Below are 22,458 nucleotides of genomic sequence, written 5' to 3'. Positions count from 1 at the left end.
AAGAAGGTATGGAAGTCTAATCACGTTAAAAGTGAAAGTTTACAGAAAATAATCTCCTGACCCTTAATCTCTGTGTTTTCCTGCGTTCTAATTCTTTCATTTCTCTCTTTTTTTTGTTTATTTTTTGTATATTTTTTGTTTTATTCTTTTGTTTTATCCTTTTGTTTTTGGGTCATAGATCTCAGGTTCACGCCTGTACCTGAATTAATTTCCGTCCTTTTTAAAGGAATATGTCCTTTTTCCTCTCTTTTTCAGCTTGAATAACCTCTTCCGGGTTATACTTTCCATGATTTCTTCTTCTTTCATTTGATGGTCGCTAAAAGAAAGGGTTCCTTCTGGTTTCAGGACCCTGTGCAACTCCTTCATAACAAGTTCCGGTTTATTCAGGGTATGATAGGTATCATAGAAGAGGACTGTGTCTAGGCTTCCGCTGGGCAGACCTGTATCGTAATCGGAAAGGATGGTTTCTATGTTTCTCAGCTGTTTTATCGAAGCCAGATGCCGGACCATCTCAACAGCAACCGGGTTGATATCCAGAGCATAGACTTTTCCTGAAGGGCCCACCATTTCGGAGGCATCACGGATATAGGAACCTGACCCGCAGCCGTAATCAAGAATTTTAAAACCGGGCTTTATTCCGGCTTCTTCCAGGATTTTCCTGCGGGGGAATAAGAAGTCTCGGAACTTGAAGATAAGGGTCGTTGCGTGGAATCGAAAATCAGAATCTGGTTCTTCCGTGATGTTTTCCTCCTTCATAGTCAGTCAATAATCCAGTAATGGCTAAGGTCCTTCTCTTGCAGACAGCTTTTTTCTTCAAGCTTATTTTGAGATTCACATGCCTTATATTTTGCCTACGAAAGTTTTCATGATTTTTTGTTGTTCTGTACGGATCCATGAGCCATACATAATCAAAGTGCTGCCTGTAGCAGTTATTCAGACTCTGAACCTTCACTGCTATATCTGAGTACAAATAATGAGGTAAATACTGGAATACAAATAATGAGGTAAACTGAAGGGCAAATTCTGGAGGTAAATACTGGAGCGCAAAAACTTAATCTAAAATCGGAAAATAGAATTATCTCATAAAGTATCCAAATAATTATTTATGATGTGCTTTATGAATTGTGGAGACGATTATGAAAGCAGCTTGTATCCAGATGAATATCTCACTTTGTTCGAAACAGGAAAATCTTGAGCGTGCCCTCTCCCTGGCAGAAGAAGCAGTTTCAAGAGAAGCCGAGCTGCTCGTCTTTCCGGAAGTTTTCTCAACAGGCTTTTGTTATGACCGCATAGGGGATGTGGCTGAAACCACTTCCGGCCCCACTCTAGAAACTCTCCGCGCTTTTTCCAGAGAACACGGATGTATTCTTGCAGGTTCAATGATCGAAATAAGGGAAGGAGACGCGCCAGGTTCAGAAAAGAAGGTTCCTTCCCAGTATAACCTCGGTTTTTGCATAGAGTCCGGAAAGTTAGCCGGAATCCGCCGAAAAGTCCAGCTGTACGGCCCTGAAAAGGAATATTTTGCTTCCGGTGACAGCATATCTCCTATCAAACTTCAAAAATACGGACTTTCCATAGGGCTCATAGTTTGCAATGAACTCAGGTATCCGGAAGTTGCCCGAAAACTGGTCCTTGAGGGAGCGGATCTGCTGGTCTCAGCTGCCGATATACCGGACTTTTACATATATCCGTGGCGCATTATGTCCTTTTCACGGGCAATTGAAAATCAACTGCCGCATATCGCCTGCAACAGGGTAGGAAAAGACAGGTATTCTATCTATCCAGGCGGCTCTTTTATTGTCGACGGCTGGGGCCGTGTCCTGGCAGAAGCTGGAACCGAAGAGTGTGTTCTTCTAGGAGAAATAGATCTGGTAAAAGCAAAAGAACTCAGGCAAACAGGCTCTATTCTCGAAGACCGCAGGCCTGATCTATATTAAAAATCAGAGGATGGTAAAATCCAAAAATCAAGTTAAAAAAATCGAGCTAAAAGTAGAAAAAAATTAGAAAAGGTAAACCCTTCCGGGTTACCCTTTAAGTTCTTTGAGAATCAGTTCGCGTGCAGTCTTTGCATCTGCCGTGCCTTTTGTCTTTTTCATGACCTGTCCGACCAGGAAGTTCAGAGACTTTTCTGTTCCTCCCAGGTAGTCCTGCACTGCAGCTGCGTTTTCGGCAATTGTTTCGGCAACAGCTTTTGTAACCAGGTCGTCTTCGGCTTTGAAGAGGCCTTTTTCTTCGATGATCTGGGAGGGGGTCTTTTCCTCCGTGCCGTCCAGAATGGTACGGATGACTTCAACTGCAGCCCTGTCACTTATCTTGCCTTCGGCAAAAAGGGTGACCAGTTCTACCATATCCGAGCCTTTGAAGGAGTTTTCTACTTCAGGATCTTTTGCGTGGATAAACCCAATGGTCTTGCCGCCGTAGGAAGAGATCGCAAGGTCGCGGTAGTTCAGCTCCCCGAGGAAGACATCGGCTGTCCAGGTGGCGGCAATCTTCGGGTCAACACCTTTTGCACAGACTCCTTCGTAGAAGTCGGCAAGCATTATCTTGGATGTAAGGGCTCTTGCGTGCATATCCGTGATGCCGTACTGCTCTATGAAGCGGGTACGTTTGGCGTCCGGAAGTTCGGGAAGGGTTTCTTTGATTGCAGGAATCCAGTCAGTGATACGCATAGGCATAAGGTCAGGCTCACGGAAGTAGCGGTAGTCTTCTGCCTCTTCCTTTGTCCTCATTGAAAGCGTTACACCCCTGCCCTCATCGAAATGGCGGGTTTCCTGCACGATTGTTCCTCCGCGGCGGATCACGTTCTTCTGGCGCATGATCTCGTAGAGGAGAGCCCTTTCCACTCCTTTGTGGGAAGAGATATTCTTGACTTCAACCCTGGTTCCCCAGTGAACCGAGACGTTAGCATCGACGCGCATAGCCCCTTCAAGGTTTCCATCAAAGACGTCCAGGTATTCGAGGATGTTTCTGAACTTGTCAAGGAACCTTCTGGCCTCCTTGGGGCTTCTCATATCCGGCTCGGTAACGGTTTCAATTAAGGGCATGCCCGACCTGTTGTAGTCTATAAGGACCCCTTTGGATTTTCCGATACTTCCTATGTGCACAAGCTTCCCAGGGTCTTCTTCCATATGGGCTCTTGTAATCCCGACCACATGCTCCCCGTCCTCGCCTTCGATTACAACCTTCCCCTTGCTGACAATCGGATAGTCGTACTGGGTGACCTGGAAACCTTTCGGGAGGTCAGGGTAGAAGTAGTTCTTCCTGTGGAACTGGGTCTCTTCCGCAATCTCACCTTCAAGGGCAAGCCCCACCTTTATTGCTGCTTCCACGACTTTTTTGTTCAGGACCGGAAGTGTTCCGGGCAGGCCGAGGCAGATCGGACAGGTGTGGGTGTTTGGGGCTGCATTGTGGTAATCGGTAGAGCAGCCGCAGAACATTTTGGTCTTGAGCTTGTTGAGCTGGACGTGGATTTCAAGCCCGATCCTTATCCCGTCAGGGTTTTCGTAGACCATTTACGCCACCTCCGGAGGTCTCTTTGTGTGGTAATCGGTATTCTTCTCAAAAGTATAGGCAGCCCTAAGGACAGTCGGCTCATCAAAGGGTTTGCCCATTATCTGGAGTCCCACCGGGAGTCCATCAGTAAAGCCGCAAGGTACGGAAACTGAAGGCACACCTGCAAGGTTGATCGGGCAGGTGTTTACGTCCGAGAGGTAGAGGGTAAGCGGGTCTTCAATCTTCTCCCCTATCCTGAAAGCAGGATTCGGCATAGTCGGCGCCATGAGCAGGTCTACTGTTGAGAGAGCCTTATCAAAGTCCTGCTTGACAAGGGTCCTGACCTTCAGGGCCTTGAGGTAGTATTTGTCATGGTAGCCTGCAGAAAGGGCATAGGTCCCGAGGAGAATTCTTCTCTTTACTTCGGTTCCGAAACCTTCGGCCCTAGTCTTTGAGACCATTGCGTGCCAGTTTTCCCCATTTGCTCTGAATCCGTAACGTGTTCCGTCAAAGCGGGCAAGGTTTGAGGAAGCTTCACTCATTGCAATGATATAGTATGAAGCAAGAGCGTAATTTATGTTGGGCATCGAAACTTCCTGCCTGGTTGCTCCGAGGCTCTCAAATTTGTGGATTGCGTTCCATACGGCTTTTTCCACGCCCGGGTGAATCCCTTCTCCGAAAAACTCTTTAGGAACCCCTATTTTCAGACCTTTTACATCGTCAACAAGAGCCTTCTGGTATTCGGTTTTACTGTCAATGGAAGTGGAATCTCTCCGGTCGTAACCGGCTATAACATCCATCAGGATTGCAATGTCTTCCACGTTGTTTGCAAGGGGTCCGACCTGTTCAAGGGAATTTGCGTAAGCCACAACCCCGTACCTTGAAACTGCCCCATAGGTCGGTTTAAGCCCTACAACCCCGCAGAAAGCTGCAGGACAGCGTACGGATCCGCCTGTATCAGAACCAAGAGCAAAAGGAGCTTCTCCTGCTGCAACAACTGCTGCGCTGCCTCCGGAAGAGCCGCCAGGTACCCTTTCAAGGTCCCAGGGGTTTGCGGTCGGCCCATAATAGCTGGTTTCCGTTGACGATCCCATTGCAAACTCGTCCAGGTTGGTTTTTCCAAGGATTACGGCTCCGGCATCAAGAAGTTTTTCGATTACGTGAGCATTGAATGGGGGGACGTAGCCTTCAAGGATTTTCGAGCCGCAGCTGTTTGGAAGCCCTACTACGGAAATGTTATCCTTTATTGCGATTGGCACACCTGCAAGGGGGCCTTCATGCCCTTCAACATCGATCTTTTTTGCCTGTTCGAGGGCTTTATCGGAAACCGTTATATATCCGTTGATTTTGCTCTTTTCGATAACTTCGAGGTATCCGGCTGTTACTTCTTCGGCTGAGCTTTCTTTGATCTTATCTTTAACCTGTGCAACACTCATCCATTTTGCCATCAAAACATCTCCTCAGCCGATCTTCGGGACCCTGAAAGTCCCATCCTGTTTGTGTTCTGTGTTTGCAAGAACGGTTTCCTGCGAAAGGCATTCTTCCACCACATCTTCCCTGAATACGTTATGGATCTCAGCAACATGGTATGTGGGAGCAACATCTTCGGTCGGCAACTCGTCGAGCTGTCCGAAGTACTCCAGTACTGAGTTAAGTTTTTCCATATACTCGACTGTTTCCTGCTCATTGATATCAATGCGGGCAAGCCAGCCGATGTGTTCTACATCCTCTTTTGTGATCATTAAAATTCCTCAAAAATAGAATAATCCGAAATAGAATGCCGTTAATTATGCATACTAGAAACAGTTTATGAAATAAATATATTCTTCCTATTCTCATCTCGGGGGATATGTGGGGAAGTATTTTTTAATATAATCTGGCCAAATGTTTTCTTTTTTCAGACAAAGTTGAAATACTGACAATCGTTCAGCTACTGTTACTCCTTACTTATTCTTCTGCTACACTCAATGCTGATTATTTCCATACTGGCTAGAAATACTCCTGGAAATATCCTGCGAAAATATTCCGCAAATTCATATCTGTAAATTTATTGATTCTTCCGTATACGTAGATCGGTTTTAGAAAATCTCATGGAATTACCCTGAAATCCCAAAGATTCCAAAAATTCGGGAGCGAGGTGAAAAAGTGATATTAAATAAGGTAGCAGTGGACCGGAAACGAGATGATAAAGTGATATTAAATAAAGTAGCAGTGGATCGGAAACGAGATGAAAAATTGATAATAAATAGAGTAGCAGTGGATCAATTTAGTGAGACTCTTCAAAAGGCAAGAAATGATCCTTCAAAAACTAAAAAAGTGATTGAGTTTGAAGGGAACTGGGAAATAGGCAAAACCGGGCCTCAATTTTCCACAAAGATAAAAACTGAAAAAGGAGGAGAGTTCCTGATTCAATCGGATGAACCCATAGCTCTCGGAGGTAGCGGAACTGCCCCTAATCCTGTTCAGTATGGCCTGTACGGAATAGCGTCCTGTTTTGCAGCTTCTCTTGCTAAATGGACTGCAATGGAAGGTATAGTTCTCAATCAATTAAAGATAAAGGTCAGAGCCGACATGGATTTAAGTGCAAGCTTTGGAATTTTCCAGGAGCCTGCAATTCCTATATACGAATGTATTAAATTTGAAATCGTAATCGACTCCGGAATGAGCATGGAAGAAATCAAAAGATTTAATGAGATCGCAAAGCAGCGTTGTCCGTGTTATTACTGTTTGACCGCTGCAATCGTCCCCGATATTGTATTCAAAAAAGGAGATCAGAACCATAAACAGGTGTCTTTTCTCTAGGGATCTGTTGAAGTGTATCAGGTTTCTATCTGGAAGGGCTCTAGCCGGGATCTTTTCCTGTTAGGAGTAGTTTTTGAGAGTCCCATATAGAGATCCCCGTTTCAAGAGGATTAAAAAGTGAAGGAGTTATTCTTTCTATGTTTTTGCTCTATTAAAAAAATAGCTTTTGTTCCCCTTTTCTTACACTTTCTGCCTCATGTGTAGGGCGTACATCTGAACTTTCTTCATTTTTGCCAGATTAAGGACCTTTTCGAGTTCTTCATCGGTGAGGTTCCGGGCTTCGATGTAGCCGTTGTCTACGGCTTCATTGAAGATCTCGTGCCCTATAGCTGAGCGGGCGAGGACTGTTGTCCAGCCTTCGGGGCTGCCCACGCCGCCGAAGGAGATGTCTGCGTTTTCAGAGGCAAGGTCTGTGCAGAACTGGCAGGATGAACTGCGGTATTCATCGAAGTCACTGAGTTCCAGGACATGTTCTTTTCCGTCTTTTAGCGTAATTTCGAACTTTCCTTTCCGGATTTTCATTGCCTCTACATTTTCGAGTGCGATCCCGTAGCTTTCAAGTACCGCTTTGATGCCCTCGTAGGTGAAAGTGTCCATGCAGAAGAGGCCCAGTTTCAGAATTTTTGCCCGCATGAAGAGGTGCAGTAAACCGTAAGAACTTTTCTGCATCTTTGTGACGGCGTCGATGTTGCAGCTGGTTCCTACAAAGGCGATGCTATGCATTCCCTGCTTGATTGCGCTCATCAGGGCTTCAAGGGTCATTGAGTGGGAGTAGATGCTTCCTCCGCTTTCAAGAATCTCCTCCCTGGTTTTTGCTACTTTTGGTATGGGTTTCCAGGGCTCTTCCTTTGAGCGGGTTGTGACCACGGCGCAGTCGATCAGGCCTTCATCCAGGGCATACAGGAGGAGAGAGGTCACAACTCCCCCGTCCTGACCTTTCATTTCGGGAATAGCAGATTTTGCGGCGTAGGCATATCGAAAGCTTCCGATCAGTCCTTCTTCGGTGGTGATTGTCCTTGGGCACTGGTAGTAGCAGACCCCGCAGGCTTTGCAGGGGCCGACCAGTTTTGGGGCCCCGTTTTCAATGGTTATGTATTCGCAGCTCGATGCGCAGGCTCCACAGAGGGTGCAGATTCCCGGTTTTATGATGTCTTTCTTCAGTTTTCCGAAGGAAATCTTTTCCTTTTCACTCAGATTTCGCTTGAGCCGGATGACGCTCTTTTCCAGTACATCGAATTTCTGCTTGCATTCGGGACTGCAGAAATAATAGGTTTTTCCCCCGTAGTCCGAAATGTATTCACTGTTTTCAGGTATTATTTTCTTGCAGATGGGATCCAATGGCATTAATGGCCTCCAATTCAGGTTTACGCGAAAAATGTAACAAGTATATATACATTTTTATAATCATACCCTTTATAATTTCTGCTCTTTATAATTATGTGTTGCAATTTTATCTTATGGCATGTAGAATCCGGAATCTCCCGATTCACGTAACCTTGTAAGAATAGAGTGTGAATATAATGTAAAAACAGAATTGAAACCGAAGCTAGTTGACGACTTTAACCTTTTTTGCAAAGGTTATTATAGGCTCTGGTTAATACCTTCTTCAAACTTCAGACAAATTATGGTCTTGTTAGATCTTTTTAAGGGGTTAATAAGCCTGAATTAACCTTCGAATAGGCCCGAATTAACCTATAAATAAGCTTGAATTAACCTTTGAATAGGCTCGAATTAGCCTATAAATAAGCTTGAATTAACCTTTGAATAGGCTCGAATTAGCCTATAAATAAGCTTGAATTAACCTTCGAATAGGCTCGAATCTCTTTCAAATAACCTTGAATCTCTTTCAAATAACCTTGAATAACCTTCAAATAAGCTTAAATTGTCTTTTCAAATCAAGCTTGGAAAATAATTATTTCCAAATTGCATTTAGTCACAGACCCTCAGGAAGGTACAAAAAATGGCTCTTAAACCCAGAATTGCAGAATCTCCTCAGGTTCGTTTGATCGACCTCAAATCAAAACCGTTCTTTATTGTGGCTTCCGTAGAAGTCGGAAACACCACTACTAAGTGTATCCTTACGGCTACCAACATGGATACTGGCAGGACTCATATCATAAATAAAATCGTACGAATGACAAGGGACGTCCGTCCTCCCAAATCTGGAGAAGTCATATTCGGAAGAACGCTTACGGGAGTGGAGCTTACGCGCGAATCCGTTGCGGAACTGGTGAAGGGCACCCTGACCGAATCTCTGGAAAAAGCCAGCCTGGATATAAAGACAGACCTTAACTTTGTGGTGCGTTCAACAGGTGTCGTTGCAGGCTTTGATTCCCCTGAGGAGGTGGGCGAATTTATCAAAGCCCTGGCAGACGGCTGCCTACTGGCAGGGGTCCCTCCAAAGAATATGACTCCTCCAATGTCTATATCGAATATCTCTAAAAAACTCCAGAAATACAGTAAACTGGAAAAAGTCATCTTTGACGGGGCTGTAGCAGGTGTTGTGCCTCCGATCGGCTCCACAGGTGTTGAAATTGTTGCAAACGAAATGGAAGGAGAGCTTGCGACAGCAGGGATCAAGGAAGCGGCTAAACTGACGGATGTCGATTTCAGGAACCCCTGCATCTCAATCGACTTCGGGACAACCCTTGACGGCAGGATTACAAGCCCTGACCTGCCTTATGCAAAAACAATCGGAAACTTCTGCGGTTATGCGGGTGCAATTCCTGATGCCATTATTCGGGGTTCGAAAATTGTTGATGCCAGGGTAGGCACGGCTCTGGAAGTTTTTGAGAAACAGAAACCTCCTTCTTTCCTTACTTTGAAGCTGAAGGCTAAAGCCATCGAAGAGTATGAAAAGCGCATTCATGAACTCATAATCATTGAAAAAGTCCCTGCGGATAGAAAAAGGTACGGTAGCGTCCCTGTAAGGCCTGATGCCGCCGAAGAGATAGGGGTAACCCTTATAGGCTGTGATGTGGGGGAAAATGGCTCAAACATGGGAAAACTGAGCGCAATAGGTCTGGAGATCTGTAAAAGTCATGGGTTGCCTATTGTTTATGCTGTCATCGACGAGGTAATGGCCAGAGTGGTATGCAGGCTTATAGAGGTTGCAAAGAAAGAAGGGCTCATTTTTGAAGATACAACTATTGGAATTACAGGAAGGGCAGGGATTACCGGGAACAAGCCTAAATTAATCCTGAGCTGCCTTGAGAATATGAACCTTGCCCCCAAAATCGATGAGAGAGTAGTCTTTGTGGATGACGGGCTTGCCAGAGGTGCGGCGGTCATGGCGCGCTGCATGAATTCCCTGGGAATACCGCAACAACCTCTTGGCGGCAGACACGGCGGAAAATGTATTCTTGCACAGCGGATGAAAATGCAGGAAAAGTGAACTGGCGGTTGTGCAGTGCAATTAAAAAAGATTGGGGTTGAGGAATGAAATTCAGGCAGGAAAATTGACAGGAAGAATTATCCTCCTGCTCCTCCTCCTCCGGCTTTTCCAAGATCATAGGTCTGCATCGTTTCCCTTTCTTTCCTGAACCTTTCTTCCAGTTCTTTGGCAGTAAACTCCCTCTGTTCTCTCTTTTCTGCGGGTTTGAGGTCCGTATATTCCAGTGTTTCTTCTCTGTACCAGAGGTCGGTACTTTCGAGCAGGACCCAAACATTTCCTTCTTCGTCCTTTTTGATCTCGCTGACCCTGCTCACCGTATCGCTATTTACGTATTTGACAGCATTTCCCACTAGGATGGGTTTTTTGTTGCGCCCTACTGCTGTGATTTCCTCAGCATCAGCCATACTTTCACCTCGAGGGGCTTCCAGGACGCTGGCATTTAGGCCCTGCAAGTCCGTTTCTTTACATACAGATAACTGCTAATAGGTTATTCAGGCCCTTTAATAAAGCTTGTGTGGTCTCAACTCAAAAACCTCCGGTAAAGCCCGAAAAAACTTAATAGAGGTTCCTGAGTTTGAAAAATAAAAAAAGAATTTAAAGGTTTGTTGATCGCTCAGCAAATGCTACCTTCTTTTGCTGGTTAACCTTTTTACTGGTTGATTTCGCTCCTGAGTTCTCCCATGAGGGCAACCCTTTCGGCAAAAGCGTTGTGCCTGTGTATGCTCTCTTCGTTAATCTGTTTGATAGTGATCACAGCATTATCGGGAAGGTTCGGAAACTCTTTTACAATATTGTCTGCCATTGCCCTTACGCAATCTTCCACAAACTTCGGGTTCATGTGTGCGGTTTCCACGACAACTTTTTCGTCCGAACGTTTCAGGACTTCATAGACGCTTGAACTCATGGAGCGCTCGATGATCCTGATTATACTCTCAAGGGAAACGTCAAAATCGTGTGCTACCTTGATCGAGATAATACCTCTTCCGCGCTGGTTGTGGGTCGCCATTGGAACTTTTTCCAGGAATCTTATGATTGTATCCCTGTCAACCCCAAGTTCGGCAAGCTCGTTTGCAGCCTTATCTCTCATTATTTCCTGAGCGCAGGGGCAGGCGGTCATTCCAACTACTTCGGCCCCTATGAGCTTTTTTACATCAAAGTAGTCTTTGTCGCCGACACCTCTTACAGCTGAAGCTTCGGCAAAGATATTAACGACTTCCTGACACTTGATCCCCGTTGAAGGAGAGGCGCGCCTTATCATATATTCGCTTTTCATTCTTACTTCAGCCTGATTCGCGTATTCGTGACGACCGAGCAGATTGTGTGCGATATCGCTGCATAGTTGTTCGATTTCGTATACCGGTGTACTGAGCACCTTCTCCAGCACCTCGTCTACAGCTTCGAAGTTCCTCGAGAGGTTTGCTCCCTTGCGGTCTGAAGGCAGGTCAACAAAGACATCAAAAGTTGAAATCAGCACTATCGGGCGCTTGTCCTTTCGTTTGATTTCAACCAGCTTTTTCATGTTTGTTACCCCAACACGGGTGAGGTTGATAGCTATGCTTGGTTTGCTGGCCTGGACATCAGGGAGGTTGAAAGTACAGTGTTCCATATTTAACCAGATCCGTGAAAAGATGAGTGTGTGCTTGATTTGTAGAATCAATACCTAACAAATACATATTTTTATTATATGCATTTGGAAAAATATAGTGACCATAAGAAGTAATAGCATGTAAAGTTTGTGCTTTCCAGGGTCTTTTCCAAAAGTACAATAAAATATATTTTTTAAGAGTTTCTAAAAACCCTTTCCTGAAGCATATTTTGGAGTGAATTTTTAACAACGAATAAATATTTAAATATTTCCCGTGTTTCCAACAATATATAAAAATTTAGCTTATATACCCTGTATAAATCAAGTGTATTTTTTCATAAACCACTAACTAAAGACGACATCCTGAAGAAAGATTTTATATACTTTAAAATTTAATCAGTGTCTAGCAATACAATTTGCGAGGTGACCTTTATGTCCAACACAAGAAATTTTGTTTTACGAGACGAAGAAGGCAATGAACATGGAGTTTTCACTGGAAAACAGCCTCGGCAGGCTGCTCTGAAAGCTGCAAACCGGGGTTCCGGTACCAAATCCAAACCGGATGTCATCCGCCTCAGAGAACGCGGGACAAAGAAGGTGCACGTTTTCAAGGCATGGAAGGAACTTGTCGCAGCCCCCAAAAATAGGCCTGACTGGATGCCTGAGAAAATCAGCAAGCCCTTTGTCAAGAAAGAAAGAATTGAAAAAATTGAGTAAACCTATTACTCATATGCCCTGTAAATCGGGGTTCTTTATTTTCTTTTTGATATCCAGATGTGGAATTAGCCTGGACAGATCTTGATTTTATACTATCCGGGCTTGTTTATTTCTGTAATTTTTATTTTTGTTTCTACAATTTCCATAATTTTCATGGCTCATTTCTATAATTTCTATATCTCACTTCTATAACTCCTATGATCTCCAAAGCTCGATATATTCAAAATTTTAATATATTTTGATGTGTTTTGTATCAATTTGTTTTTTACAGAATTCCTCCGAGCCTGGACTTTAATGTTCAACGATAAGTTTAAAAAGAGATTTTCTGATTCCTAGATCATGGAACTCAAAAGAGAGAATGTGCTTATTGAAGCTCTGCCTTATATGCAGGAATTCTATGACTCAATCATGGTTATCAAGGTGGGTGGGAATGCAATGGTCAGCACCCAGATCATGGAGGACATCATAAAGGATATCGTTCTCCTGCGTTATGTGGGGATCAAACCCGTTATTGTACACGGTGGAGGCCCTGAAATAACTGAAAAAATGGAACGTATGGGCAAAAAGGCCGAATTTTTCCAGGGACTCCGTATTACGGACGATGAAACTATGGAAATTGCCAGGATGGTTCTGGTAGGGAACATAAACACCAAGATTGTATCCCTTATCGGGATCTTCGGCGGCAAGGGTGTCGGGTTCACAGGCTATGACGGGCGAATGATCCTTGGCCACAAGCAGGCTGTAAAGCGTGTATTAGTCGATGGAGTGGAAACTGAAGTGGATATAGGCTGGGTAGGGGAAAGTGAGGTCATAAACCCGGAAATTCTTCATATTATGCTTGAAAAAAGCTATATCCCTGTAATCTCTCCAATCGCCGTGGACGCAAAAGGCAATGCCCTGAACATTAATGCTGATACGGTTGCAGGAGATATTGCAGCGGCTCTGAAAGCTAAAAAATTGATCCTTATGACCGATGTTTCCGGTCTGCTGAGAAATATTAAAGACCCGAGCAGCCGTATCTCCCGCGTAAATCTGGATCAAATCGATTCCCTTATTGAAGAAGGAATTATCAGCGGGGGCATGATCCCCAAAATCAAAGGCGCCGCTGTTGCGGTTAAAAGCGGAGTTGAGAGAGCTCATGTCATAAATGGGAGTGTTTCCCACTCCATGCTTCTTGAGCTTTTCACAGACGGCGGAGTAGGAACTATGCTCTATGGGCCGGACCACCCGCCGGTGTGAAACAGGTTCCTGCTGGTTTTTAATTACTGGAAAAGAAAGACTCTGAGGAGATAACTACCATGGATTTGCTTATCAGGCCTGTCAGGTTGAGTGACTCTGAGGACATTAATGAAATGAGAAGGCAGGAAGATGTCAGGGCGAATACACTTGCCCTGGCAACCGAAACCATTGCTTTTACCGAAGGATTCCTGAAGAGTCTGGGAATCGATGACCATGTACTGGTAGCCGAACTTGATGGAAAGGTCGTAGGAATGGCGGGAGTCCATCCCTTCAAAAGTGCAAGGCAGAGGCATACTGCCTGCCTTGGCATGATGGTAAGGACTGAATTTCAGGGTCAGGGCATTGGAAAAAAGCTGCTGGAAAACATCCTGGACCTTGCAGATAACTGGCTCATGCTTGTAAGGGTTGAGCTCGACGTCACCTCTGACAATGAAAGAGCAATTCACCTGTATAACTCATTCGGGTTTGAGCTTGAAGGAAAAAAGAAATATTCGATAATTAAGGACGGGAAGTATGCTGACCTCCTCATGATGGCCAGGTACAGGATTCCCGCTCAGTTTAAATAAAAACGAACTTTTTTCAAGCGAAATTTTTCCGCTGTTTCAGTCTAAAATGGGTGTTCCATATGTGAAATCTTCGATCTCCAGGACTTTTTTCCAGAGTTCTTTACATTCGCAATCTGCTGTACTGAGGTCTGCAGGGTTCTGGGTGAGTGAAAAAGTCCTGAGGGAATCGGCAACTTCCGAGCTGCAGATTTTACAGTTGTGGGGGCCGCGTTTTGAGCCCGCCCCGACAGGATCGGACATCAGGGGGAGCTCAGGGTGGGCGGCTTTTGCCTGCCGGAGGATTTCAATTATGCTCCAGAGCCAGGGCGGGCGGTACTGGCCTTTTTCCCAGAGGGCTTCTACAAGGGTACCCTTCTGGACGTTGCAGAGGTTGATGGATATGGTGTCAGCATAAGGAGCCGCATCGTCTATGGAACGTATGATATCTTCCATTGCCTGCCTTTCGGAGAGGAAGAGAGGCTTGAGCATAAGGTAGACTTTTACGGTTACCCCGTATTTTTTTGCAGTTTCTGCTGCGTGGACAAAGTCCTGGAAGGTGAAACCCTTGTTAATGGAATCTCTTCGGATCTTATCCGAGCTGGTCTCGAGCCCGAATGCGAGTTCGAAAGGTTTATTTTTCAGGATGCTGAGGCAAGCCTGTACGTTCTCTTCCGTTACATAATTAGGGCGGGTCTCGACAAGCACTTTGGTGACCCTCGGATCTTCTGTAAGGTTTTTGAGGATTGCATCCCTGGCTTCTGGAAGGACTTCCTGTTCATCCAGGAAACTGCCTGAGGTAAAGATCTTGACCATGAACTCAGGAAACTTTTCAGCTTTCCTCATCGCTTTTTCAAGCTGTGCCATGTAATCCTCGAGGGAAGGGGGCTCGCTTGCGCAGTCATAGACGTAACCGCACATCGTACAGCCACCGGCTTTTCCCCAGCGGCAGCCTGCGCTTTTGAAGATTACAGTGAGGGTTTTAGTCTGGACCCCGTTCACAAGATCCGTTCCGGTCCAGCTTGCCGCGGGTTCATTCGTAGGTGAGGGCTTTACTTTTATCCGTTGTCGGATCTCCAGTACTGCTTTATTCAGGGACATGGGCTTGGAACTCGCTATTCTCAAATTTGCTTCTAGTAGTATCTCACAGGTTATAACCGTGATTTTTCGTAGGATATTTTATACGTATTGTAGATTTTGTCATGGTTTCATTTTTACTGCCTAAGATATTGTGCCCACTATGAAGCCAGAAACCTCGCTTGACACATAACTCCAGATGCTCATAATGTGAAACCAAGGTTATGCAAGTTAACATCTATTTTCACTAAATACATACTCTGTTACTTCACCATACTTTACAAATCCTATTTTTTGATATGCTGCATTTGAAGCAGGATTTCTTGCATCTGCATACAACATAGGAATTCTATTTTCCTCTAAGAGTTTTTCACTCATCTTACCTACAAGCATACCAGCATATCCTTTTCCTCTTTGTTCACGTTCTGTAAATACGGTATTTATTCTTGCGTATTCTCCTGTTTTGTGAGCAATCCTAGCCATTGAAACAATCTTACCGTCATCTTCCCACAAAAATAAATTATTGGAATTTACCATTGCATTGGCAAAACCGTTTGCCTTACTTTCATTAATGGCCGTTTTTTCTGTATCATATGTTATTTCAGTTATAAACTCAGTTATAAATCTGGCCATTATTTCCTTGTGTTCCTCTTTGGGCGTAACGATTTGTCCGCTTATTTTATATCTGCTTATTGCCTGATTGCAGGCATATGCAATCATTGGGACACTGACACAATACCCAAGTCCCGTTTTCTTAGAAACCCTGTCCAGGATTTTCCTGGCATATTTGTCATACGCATTCAATTGCAGGTATTGATTCAGTACTAATCTGCTTTTAATAATATCGCATATTTCATTTTCTACATTTTCGTCTGGTATTTGCTTTAACCACATCCACAAAGGGGCACTTTCGTTGCCCTGCCCAATTATATATGTACTATCATCCGTAGCAAAAAAAGCACTATCTCCTTCACGAATCAGATAGAACAAATTATAAATAATCCTATCTTTTTTATCTAATATTTTTTCAAGAATTTCTTCAGTTCCATCTATGATTCTCATCCCTAACGCCTCATTTAATATAATCCCTTCTCAGTCAGGCTCTGTAGAAATCCTTAATTTGATGCAAATAATTTCTACAAATTTTTTGTTAATATCATAGACTATCAGTATAATTTTTAAGCGGAGTCAAAAAGCAAAAAAAATTCCCGAAAACCCCGTATTTACAAGCTTTCGGGAATTATTTTATTTATTCAAACTCGATAGTCGCAGGAGGTTTTGGTGTGATGTCGTACACCACCCTGGCAACCTTCGGAATTTCGGAAGTGATCCTGGCTTCGAGATGCTTGAGGACTTCCCACGGAAGTTCGAGGGCTTCTGCGGTCATTCCGTCTCTCGACCCCACAGCCCTTACGGCCACGATCCAGCCATAAGCCCGGATATCGCCCTTAACTCCTGTCCCTTTGCCGAGCACGGCAGCAAAGGTCTGCCAGGGGCAGAACCTCTCCAGAAGTTCCTCTTCGACTATGAAGTTAGCTTCCCGCACCACCTCAAGCTTTTCTTCCGTAACTTCTCCGAGAATCCGTACAGCAAGTCCCGGACCAGGGAAAGGCATCCTTTCGCAGATCTCTTCAGGCAGCTGAAGGGCCCAGGCGACTTCTCTTACCTCATCTTTGTAAAGGTCTTCAATAGGCTCAACGATCTTCTCGAAGTCCATGACGCTTGGAAGCCCTCCTACGTTGTGGTGGGACTTGATCCCACCTTCGGACTCGATCCTATCAGGATATATAGTACCCTGGATCAGATAATCGGCTGCAATCCTCTTTGCTTCGTCTTCAAAAACGCGGATGAAGGTCTCACCAACAGCCTTCCTTTTCTCTTCAGGGTCCGTAACTCCGGCAAGGGCTTCAAGGAACCTGTCCTTCGCATACACGACGTGCAGGTTCATATGCGAGAAAATGTGCTTTATCCTCTCGGTTTCCCCTTTCCTCATAAGCCCGGTATCTATATAGATGGGCTGCAGCCTGTCTCCTATTGCCCTGTAAGCCAGCTCCGCACAAACAGAACTGTCCACACCTCCGGAAAGTGCAATAATTGCCTTCCCCTCTTTTATCTCCTGGCTGATTTTCTCAATTGCCTTTGGAATGAACTTTTCGGGTTTTACCATTGAAGCGCTCCTTCGAGTGAATCTTTCCTTTGAAGAAATGATAGTGACCGGTGAATTGTATGAAAATAATTAAGATTTGATTGTATTTTATTGTGATATATGAGTCAGTGCATGGGGTTTTTGATATTTAAAGGTATAGTTAGAGAATCCTTCATGCGTCTTCGGTTAAGTGAGGAATCGTGATAAATTGCCTCCATTCTCACAACAGTTGCCAATACTTTTAATGTGTTATGGACTGGAACTGGGTATCGATTTCATGTAATAAGGCCAAAATTTAAGGCAGCCTTTTGGTGCAAAATCGATAGCTTTCAGGCAAGAAAATTCCTTAACCGATGACCAATGGAGAATCCTTTTATTTGTTAGAGCATTCTTTGATTTCCTTCATCTTTAATTCCGATAATTTTTATCTTACTGGCCAGTAACTTACTAGAGGATAAGATCTCTAGATAGCGTAAACTTTTGTTTTTCATGGGCTTATGGAAATGCGGGTTCCAGAATGGAATAAAAGGATTCGAGAGGAAAATCGGGCAAAAATAATCTTTAGAAAAATTTTTCTGAGAGTTAGGTGCGAGATTTTAAGCTCTGAGGATTTCCTTCTAACCTCGTTCAAAAAACAAAAAATTACTCTTATATACGAAGCTTTTCCAAAAACATTGCTATCACGAAGAAATGAGGAATTGGTGATAGGAATGGCTAATGAAGACTATGAGATGATTGATAAGCTTGAGAGTATTGCAAAATCCCTTCAAAGCATGGCAGAATCGCAGAAGAAAATGGCTGATATTCTGGAATTGCTGGTACAGGAAAAAGAACTTATAGATTTGAAGTAGTGAGGCTCTGTCTAAAACAAAAAAGTAAAATTAAGCAAAAAAACATCAGAACACAGGATCAGAACATAGGATCGGAACACAGGTATTGGTTTCAATTTAACTGGAGGGCTTTTGCTTTCAACAGTTAAAGGAGACTTTTCCGGGGAAGATATGCTGTAAGTGCCAGTTTTATTTTCAGGGTCGAAGGGATACTGGAAATTTTGAAAAATGAAAATAAATTCTGCATTTGTTTTTCCGGGGTCTTGTTTGAGATTCTCAGGCGTCTTCCGGATAGTTTCCTCTGAAGCATTCATTCTTGTTTCTTGTTTTAAAAGCTTGATTTCACTTCGTATATTCGCTCCGTATATTATTCAGTATAAAGTTTCTTCTACTTATTCAGAAATGTTATCAAATGGCTTTGTCAGATCTGTTCTTTTTTATGTGATAGTGGGTTGTGTTCTTTTCTATATGTGACAGTGGTTTTTGTTTTTTTATAAGTGATAGTGGGTTGTAAGCAAAGTTCGAGTTTAATCTGAAAACTTAAAGATAATACCAAAAAAACGGCAGGTTAATATAAAAATCGAAGACATAGTATCTAGCTACATACTAAATAATCATGTTTCTTAATATTTGTTCTTGCACCTATATATCAGTACATCTCAAATTAAAACAGGGGATTTGGAACTTTGGATGCAGAAAAAGCGTTAAAGTTGTGGATGGCTCTGATGTTTGTACTGATGCTTGGACTGCTGCTTATTCTACTTATGGTCATTGCAAGTTAAGAATAAACAGTATCTGTCGAAGATATTGTAGAAGATATCCATTTGCCTTAAGAGGTACCATTTGGCGGGATTATCCCGTTTTTGATGGTTGATCCAGTCCCGGTTGAGCTAAAGTTTTTTGCGCTAAAATGGATGGAGCTAAAAGTGACTGGGGATCAACTGTGCTGGATATAAATTCGGTGAATCTAAATATGACTGGACATACACCAGTGAATACAAAAACGGCTTGATGTAAAATGACAGTTTAATCTAAAATTCAGTAGCTGAGAAAGAGTATTTTGCAAATGGGAAGTAAAGCTTGACATTGCGGCGATATTTCTTCCCCCTCCTTCTCTTACCTCTTAATCAGGCGTTATTCCCAGGCGCTGAGGATGCCTGATTTTAAAGGTCTGGTAGCCGCTTCATTCCCCCCGTACTTTACTTCCGCATTTGCTTTTCCGCCTTGGCGGCCTCACCTTTTCTTCTTAAGTCCTATCATCTCAGGAAGAAAAGGCACCATCATCGTCACGTTTATGTGAATTTTTATTCCCTTGTCAGGGTACTTTAAGTGCTATGGTACCCGGGGGACGGGAATGGGGGATGAGAGCACTCTTCATGTCCAGGGAATAACTCTGCAACATTCGGGATGAACGAGTCGCCTGACCTGCAGTCCTTTCCGTTGCCTTCAGGACTACAGTTCCAAAGTTCACCGGTTTTAAATACCAGGTATTCTCTTGACATAATAGATTTCTCAATTAAGTTAAACGCGATCATCGCATAAATTTCTTTCGAGAGTTTTCGCCCTTAAATATCCCGGAAAAACAGCTCTATATTTTTATTTCATCGTTTTTAAAAAATTCTTCTTTTTTTGAACGTAATGAATACTTTTCGGATCCCGAATGAAATACTTTCACCCTGCATACCTGCAACTTAAATAAGATGAGTCCGAAACATCACAGCACTGCGGATTCATAAATAAGTATAGCTATTGTGTAAGTGTTGAGAATAGATTTACGTGGGACCATCCATAGTTGACTTATGCGTTGACATCTGCTTTGATGAATGCTTTGAGTTTAAAAGACCTCCCCGAAAATTTATATTCTGGCATGGTACGAGTTCTGTAAATTCAGGGATGAGATAATGGACATTGATTACGGAGTATTGAGAGATAGTAAAAATGAACTTGAGTCCAGGGTATTGAGGTCTGCCAGGATGCACTCCGTACTCCGTCAGTACTTCGGATACACTGCTTTTCGCCCCCTGCAGGAGGAAATTATCAGGGATGTCCTTGACCGAAAAGACGTCTTTGTGCTCATGCCTACGGGAGGGGGTAAGTCGATCTGCTACCAGCTTCCTTCCCTTCTCCTGGACGGGGTCACTGTTGTGGTTTCTCCCCTTATCTCCCTTATGAAAGACCAGGTTGACGGGCTTGAAGCAAACGGGATTGCTGCAGCCTGCATGAACAGTACCCAGAGTGCCAGAGAAATCCGGGATGTTAAATCAGCTTTTCTGGAAAACAGGTTGAAGATACTCTATATCGCACCCGAGAGGCTCATGATGCCCGGGACCATTACCTTCCTGAAAAAGGGCAAGATTAGCCTTTTTGCAATCGATGAAGCGCACTGCATTTCTGAATGGGGTCATGATTTCCGGCCTGAGTATCGGAAATTGAAACTCCTGAGAGACCCGAAGACAGGTTTTCCTGATGTGCCAGTCATCGCACTCACGGCTACGGCTACCGGCAGGGTCAGAAAAGATATCATAGTTCAGCTCGGACTTGATCTCGACCCGGAAAAAGGTCTTTACGTTGCCAGCTTTAACCGGAGCAACCTTTACTATGAAGTCAGACCGAAGAAAGATACTTTTTCCGAGATTACCGACTACTTGCTCAGGCACAGGGGTGAAGCCGGGATCATTTATTGCCAGAGCCGGAACAACGTGGAAACCCTTACAAAAAAGCTGAACCTTGCAGGGTTCAGGGCACTTCCCTATCATGCCGGGCTTTCCGATTCCGAACGCTCCCGAAACCAGGAGATGTTCATAAAAGATGACGTGGACATAATAGTGGCGACGATCGCTTTCGGGATGGGGATCGACAAGTCCAATGTCCGTTTTGTAATCCACTATGATCTCCCCCGTAACCTTGAAAGCTATTACCAGGAAACAGGGCGGGGAGGCAGGGACGGAAGCCCATGCGAATGCATCCTTTTTTTCAGCAGGGGAGACCGTTTTAAAATTGAGTACTTTATTGCACAGAAAACAAATGAGAAAGAAAAGGACATCTCCCTTGTGCAGTTAAGGCAGATGGTGGCTTACTGCGAAGGAAATAAGTGCAGGCGCCAGGCACTTCTGGAGTATTTCGGAGAAGAGCTTTCAGCTTCATGTGGGAACTGTGATACCTGCCTCAGGCCTAAAGACACTTTTGACGGGACTGAAGCTGCCAGAAAACTGATCACCTGTATTCAGGAATTGAACCAGCGGTTTGGAACGAACTATGTTATTGATGTGCTCACAGGCTCAAAGAATAAAAAGGTCAGGAAAAACCGCCATGAAAAGCTGAAATCTCATGGGAACGGCAGGGAGTTTACAAAGGAGCAGTGGAGGTCGCTTGCTTCCGAAATGCTGAACACCGGGCTTCTTGAAGTAAGTGGGACCCAGTACCCTGTCCTGAAACTTAACTCTATGAGCAGGAAGATTTTGAATGGTTCGGAGAGTGTTGAGCTTGTCTGTCCTGAGGGTTTTATTCCCGAAGCCGAAGAAATTTTTATCCCTCCAGCCCCTGCAGGTAAGGTCAAAGCAAAAGCTGAAGACAATATACAGCCTTCTACCACTGAATACTCAACTGCTACCGATATTCTTAAAAAAGCAAAGTCTGGAGGGCTTCTCAAATCGGGAACAGAGCATGACCCTATTCTTTTTGAGAGGCTAAAAGCTCTGAGAAAAAAGATCGCTTTAAAGAGAAACCTGCCACCATACATCATTTTTTCCGATACTAGCCTGAAGGAGATGGCTTCAAAGTTCCCGCAAACTCCTGAAGAGTTCCATTCTATCACAGGGGTGGGAGACCATAAACTCCGGAAATATGGGGATGATTTCCTCCAGGAAATAGGGGATTACTGCAGGGACTACGGCTTAATTTCTGGCGAAAACGCCGAAGACTCCGGAGATAGTGAGTCGGTGCCCGAAAAACAGATAAATATCTCAAAGGGCCGAACCCCCAAAAGTGCATCTTCAGAAAGTGCATCTTCAGAAAGTGCATCTTCAGAACTCAAAATTGAAGCCGAAGAGCTTGGTTTTTCAAATCCTGCTTCAGAAGTCGGTAACGGGAGCGCATCAGGGATACCATCCTCTGGCATCCTCCCCGAAAAATCTTCCGAAGCTCGTAGCTTGCCTGCAAAGAGAGTAAGGTATCTGGATATGAGCATTCAGGATTGGTCGGAAGTAGATTCTTCTGAAATAGGTTCTACTGAACTTAATTCTTCTGAACTTGATTCTTCTGAACTTGATTCTTCTGAAAAGGATTCTTCTGAAATCGATCCCCTTGAAATAGATCTGTTTGAAAAGGCTTCGCTTGAAAAGACTTATTCTCTCTATTTGCAGGGACTCGATATCGGTGAAATTGCAGAGATCGAAGGTTTGAGTACAAAAAATGCTTACAGACAGTTTGAAAAATTGATACTTGCCGGGAAGGTCCGAAAAATTGAAGGGCTTGTGTCGCCGGAAAGACAGCAGCAAATAATAAAGGCAACTGAAATATTGGAAATTGAATTTGAATCCCTGCTCAGGGCAAGGCTTGGAGATAACTGCCGGGAAGAGGAAATGAAGCTTATAAGGGCTTTTCTCCTCTCAAAAATGCTTTTTTCAGTCTGAAGG

General features: G+C 44.0%; 18 protein-coding genes. 8 read left to right on the top strand and 10 right to left on the bottom strand.

The features are described 5' to 3' along the window. Positions 1-204 precede the first annotated feature (204 nt). On the bottom strand, positions 205-756 hold the full coding sequence (locus MA_RS23605; protein WP_011024403.1) for a class I SAM-dependent methyltransferase: 552 nt from the start codon (positions 754-756) through the stop codon (positions 205-207). 380 nt (positions 757-1,136) lie between these two features. On the opposite strand from MA_RS23605, the gene MA_RS23600 reads away from it, so the two are divergent. Further along, positions 1,137-1,937 (top strand): nitrilase-related carbon-nitrogen hydrolase, encoded by an 801-nt coding sequence (locus MA_RS23600; protein ID WP_048066008.1) that lies wholly within the window; start codon positions 1,137-1,139, stop codon positions 1,935-1,937. Positions 1,938-2,024: 87 nt separating this feature from the next. On the opposite strand, the gene gatB is transcribed toward MA_RS23600, so the two are convergent. The 3 genes from gatB to gatC are packed head-to-tail and all read right to left on the bottom strand — an operon-like array spanning position 2,025 to position 5,234. Next, positions 2,025-3,512 (bottom strand): Asp-tRNA(Asn)/Glu-tRNA(Gln) amidotransferase subunit GatB, encoded by a 1,488-nt coding sequence (gene gatB, locus MA_RS23595; protein ID WP_011024400.1) that lies wholly within the window; start codon positions 3,510-3,512, stop codon positions 2,025-2,027. After that, positions 3,513-4,940: an Asp-tRNA(Asn)/Glu-tRNA(Gln) amidotransferase subunit GatA gene (gene gatA, locus MA_RS23590; RefSeq protein WP_048066007.1), complete on the bottom strand. Its 1,428-nt coding sequence runs from the start codon at positions 4,938-4,940 to the stop codon at positions 3,513-3,515. Positions 4,941-4,952: 12 nt separating this feature from the next. After that, positions 4,953-5,234 carry an Asp-tRNA(Asn)/Glu-tRNA(Gln) amidotransferase subunit GatC gene (gene gatC / locus MA_RS23585; RefSeq protein ID WP_011024398.1) on the bottom strand — a complete coding sequence of 94 codons (282 nt, stop codon included), beginning with the start codon at positions 5,232-5,234 and terminating at the stop codon, positions 4,953-4,955. 403 nt (positions 5,235-5,637) lie between these two features. On the opposite strand from gatC, the gene MA_RS23580 reads away from it, so the two are divergent. Next, positions 5,638-6,294 carry an OsmC family protein gene (locus tag MA_RS23580; RefSeq protein WP_011024397.1) on the top strand — a complete coding sequence of 219 codons (657 nt, stop codon included), beginning with the start codon at positions 5,638-5,640 and terminating at the stop codon, positions 6,292-6,294. A 180-nt stretch (positions 6,295-6,474) separates the two neighbouring features. Here MA_RS23580 and MA_RS23575 read toward each other — a convergent pair whose 3' ends face one another. Then, positions 6,475-7,638: a Coenzyme F420 hydrogenase/dehydrogenase, beta subunit C-terminal domain gene (locus MA_RS23575; RefSeq protein ID WP_011024396.1), complete on the bottom strand. Its 1,164-nt coding sequence runs from the start codon at positions 7,636-7,638 to the stop codon at positions 6,475-6,477. A gap of 616 nt (positions 7,639-8,254) precedes the next feature. Here MA_RS23575 and MA_RS23570 point away from each other — a divergent pair. Then, positions 8,255-9,688, top strand: coding sequence for a methanogenesis marker 14 protein (locus tag MA_RS23570; RefSeq protein ID WP_011024395.1), 1,434 nt, complete (start codon positions 8,255-8,257; stop codon positions 9,686-9,688). Between the two features lie 77 nt (positions 9,689-9,765). On the opposite strand, the gene MA_RS23565 is transcribed toward MA_RS23570, so the two are convergent. Both MA_RS23565 and mptA read right to left on the bottom strand, forming a co-directional pair. Beyond that, complete coding sequence (locus MA_RS23565; RefSeq protein ID WP_048066006.1) at positions 9,766-10,092, bottom strand: DUF2098 domain-containing protein; 327 nt, start codon at positions 10,090-10,092, stop codon at positions 9,766-9,768. Positions 10,093-10,337: 245 nt separating this feature from the next. Next, positions 10,338-11,294: a GTP cyclohydrolase MptA gene (mptA, locus tag MA_RS23560; protein WP_048066005.1), complete on the bottom strand. Its 957-nt coding sequence runs from the start codon at positions 11,292-11,294 to the stop codon at positions 10,338-10,340. A 411-nt stretch (positions 11,295-11,705) separates the two neighbouring features. On the opposite strand from mptA, the gene MA_RS23555 reads away from it, so the two are divergent. The 3 genes from MA_RS23555 (at position 11,706) to MA_RS23545 (ending at position 13,795) form a co-directional block, all read left to right on the top strand. Further along, complete coding sequence (locus MA_RS23555; protein ID WP_011024392.1) at positions 11,706-11,990, top strand: non-histone chromosomal MC1 family protein; 285 nt, start codon at positions 11,706-11,708, stop codon at positions 11,988-11,990. Positions 11,991-12,329: 339 nt separating this feature from the next. Continuing rightward, a complete protein-coding gene (argB, locus tag MA_RS23550) occupies positions 12,330-13,229 on the top strand; it encodes an acetylglutamate kinase (RefSeq protein WP_011024391.1) in 900 nt (299 codons plus the stop codon). A gap of 59 nt (positions 13,230-13,288) precedes the next feature. Continuing rightward, complete coding sequence (locus MA_RS23545; RefSeq protein WP_011024390.1) at positions 13,289-13,795, top strand: GNAT family N-acetyltransferase; 507 nt, start codon at positions 13,289-13,291, stop codon at positions 13,793-13,795. 36 nt (positions 13,796-13,831) lie between these two features. Here the strand turns inward: MA_RS23545 and MA_RS23540 are convergent, their stop codons facing one another. The 3 genes from MA_RS23540 to guaA form a co-directional block, all read right to left on the bottom strand. Then, positions 13,832-14,872 carry an archaeosine biosynthesis radical SAM protein RaSEA gene (locus tag MA_RS23540; protein WP_048066004.1) on the bottom strand — a complete coding sequence of 347 codons (1,041 nt, stop codon included), beginning with the start codon at positions 14,870-14,872 and terminating at the stop codon, positions 13,832-13,834. A gap of 207 nt (positions 14,873-15,079) precedes the next feature. Further along, positions 15,080-15,910 carry a GNAT family N-acetyltransferase gene (locus MA_RS23535; RefSeq protein ID WP_011024388.1) on the bottom strand — a complete coding sequence of 277 codons (831 nt, stop codon included), beginning with the start codon at positions 15,908-15,910 and terminating at the stop codon, positions 15,080-15,082. A gap of 187 nt (positions 15,911-16,097) precedes the next feature. Next, complete coding sequence (guaA, locus tag MA_RS23530; RefSeq protein ID WP_011024387.1) at positions 16,098-17,015, bottom strand: glutamine-hydrolyzing GMP synthase; 918 nt, start codon at positions 17,013-17,015, stop codon at positions 16,098-16,100. Between the two features lie 482 nt (positions 17,016-17,497). On the opposite strand from guaA, the gene MA_RS23525 reads away from it, so the two are divergent. After that, positions 17,498-17,845 carry a hypothetical protein gene (locus MA_RS23525; protein ID WP_048066003.1) on the top strand — a complete coding sequence of 116 codons (348 nt, stop codon included), beginning with the start codon at positions 17,498-17,500 and terminating at the stop codon, positions 17,843-17,845. A gap of 1,880 nt (positions 17,846-19,725) precedes the next feature. Continuing rightward, a complete protein-coding gene (gene recQ / locus MA_RS23515) occupies positions 19,726-22,455 on the top strand; it encodes a DNA helicase RecQ (RefSeq protein ID WP_011024383.1) in 2,730 nt (909 codons plus the stop codon). The last annotated feature ends 3 nt before the right edge of the window (positions 22,456-22,458 follow it).

It is taken from the genome of Methanosarcina acetivorans C2A (genome assembly GCF_000007345.1).
GTDB classification, from domain to species: Archaea; Halobacteriota; Methanosarcinia; order Methanosarcinales; family Methanosarcinaceae; genus Methanosarcina; species Methanosarcina acetivorans.
This window is presented reverse-complemented; position numbering and strand designations above follow the sequence as displayed.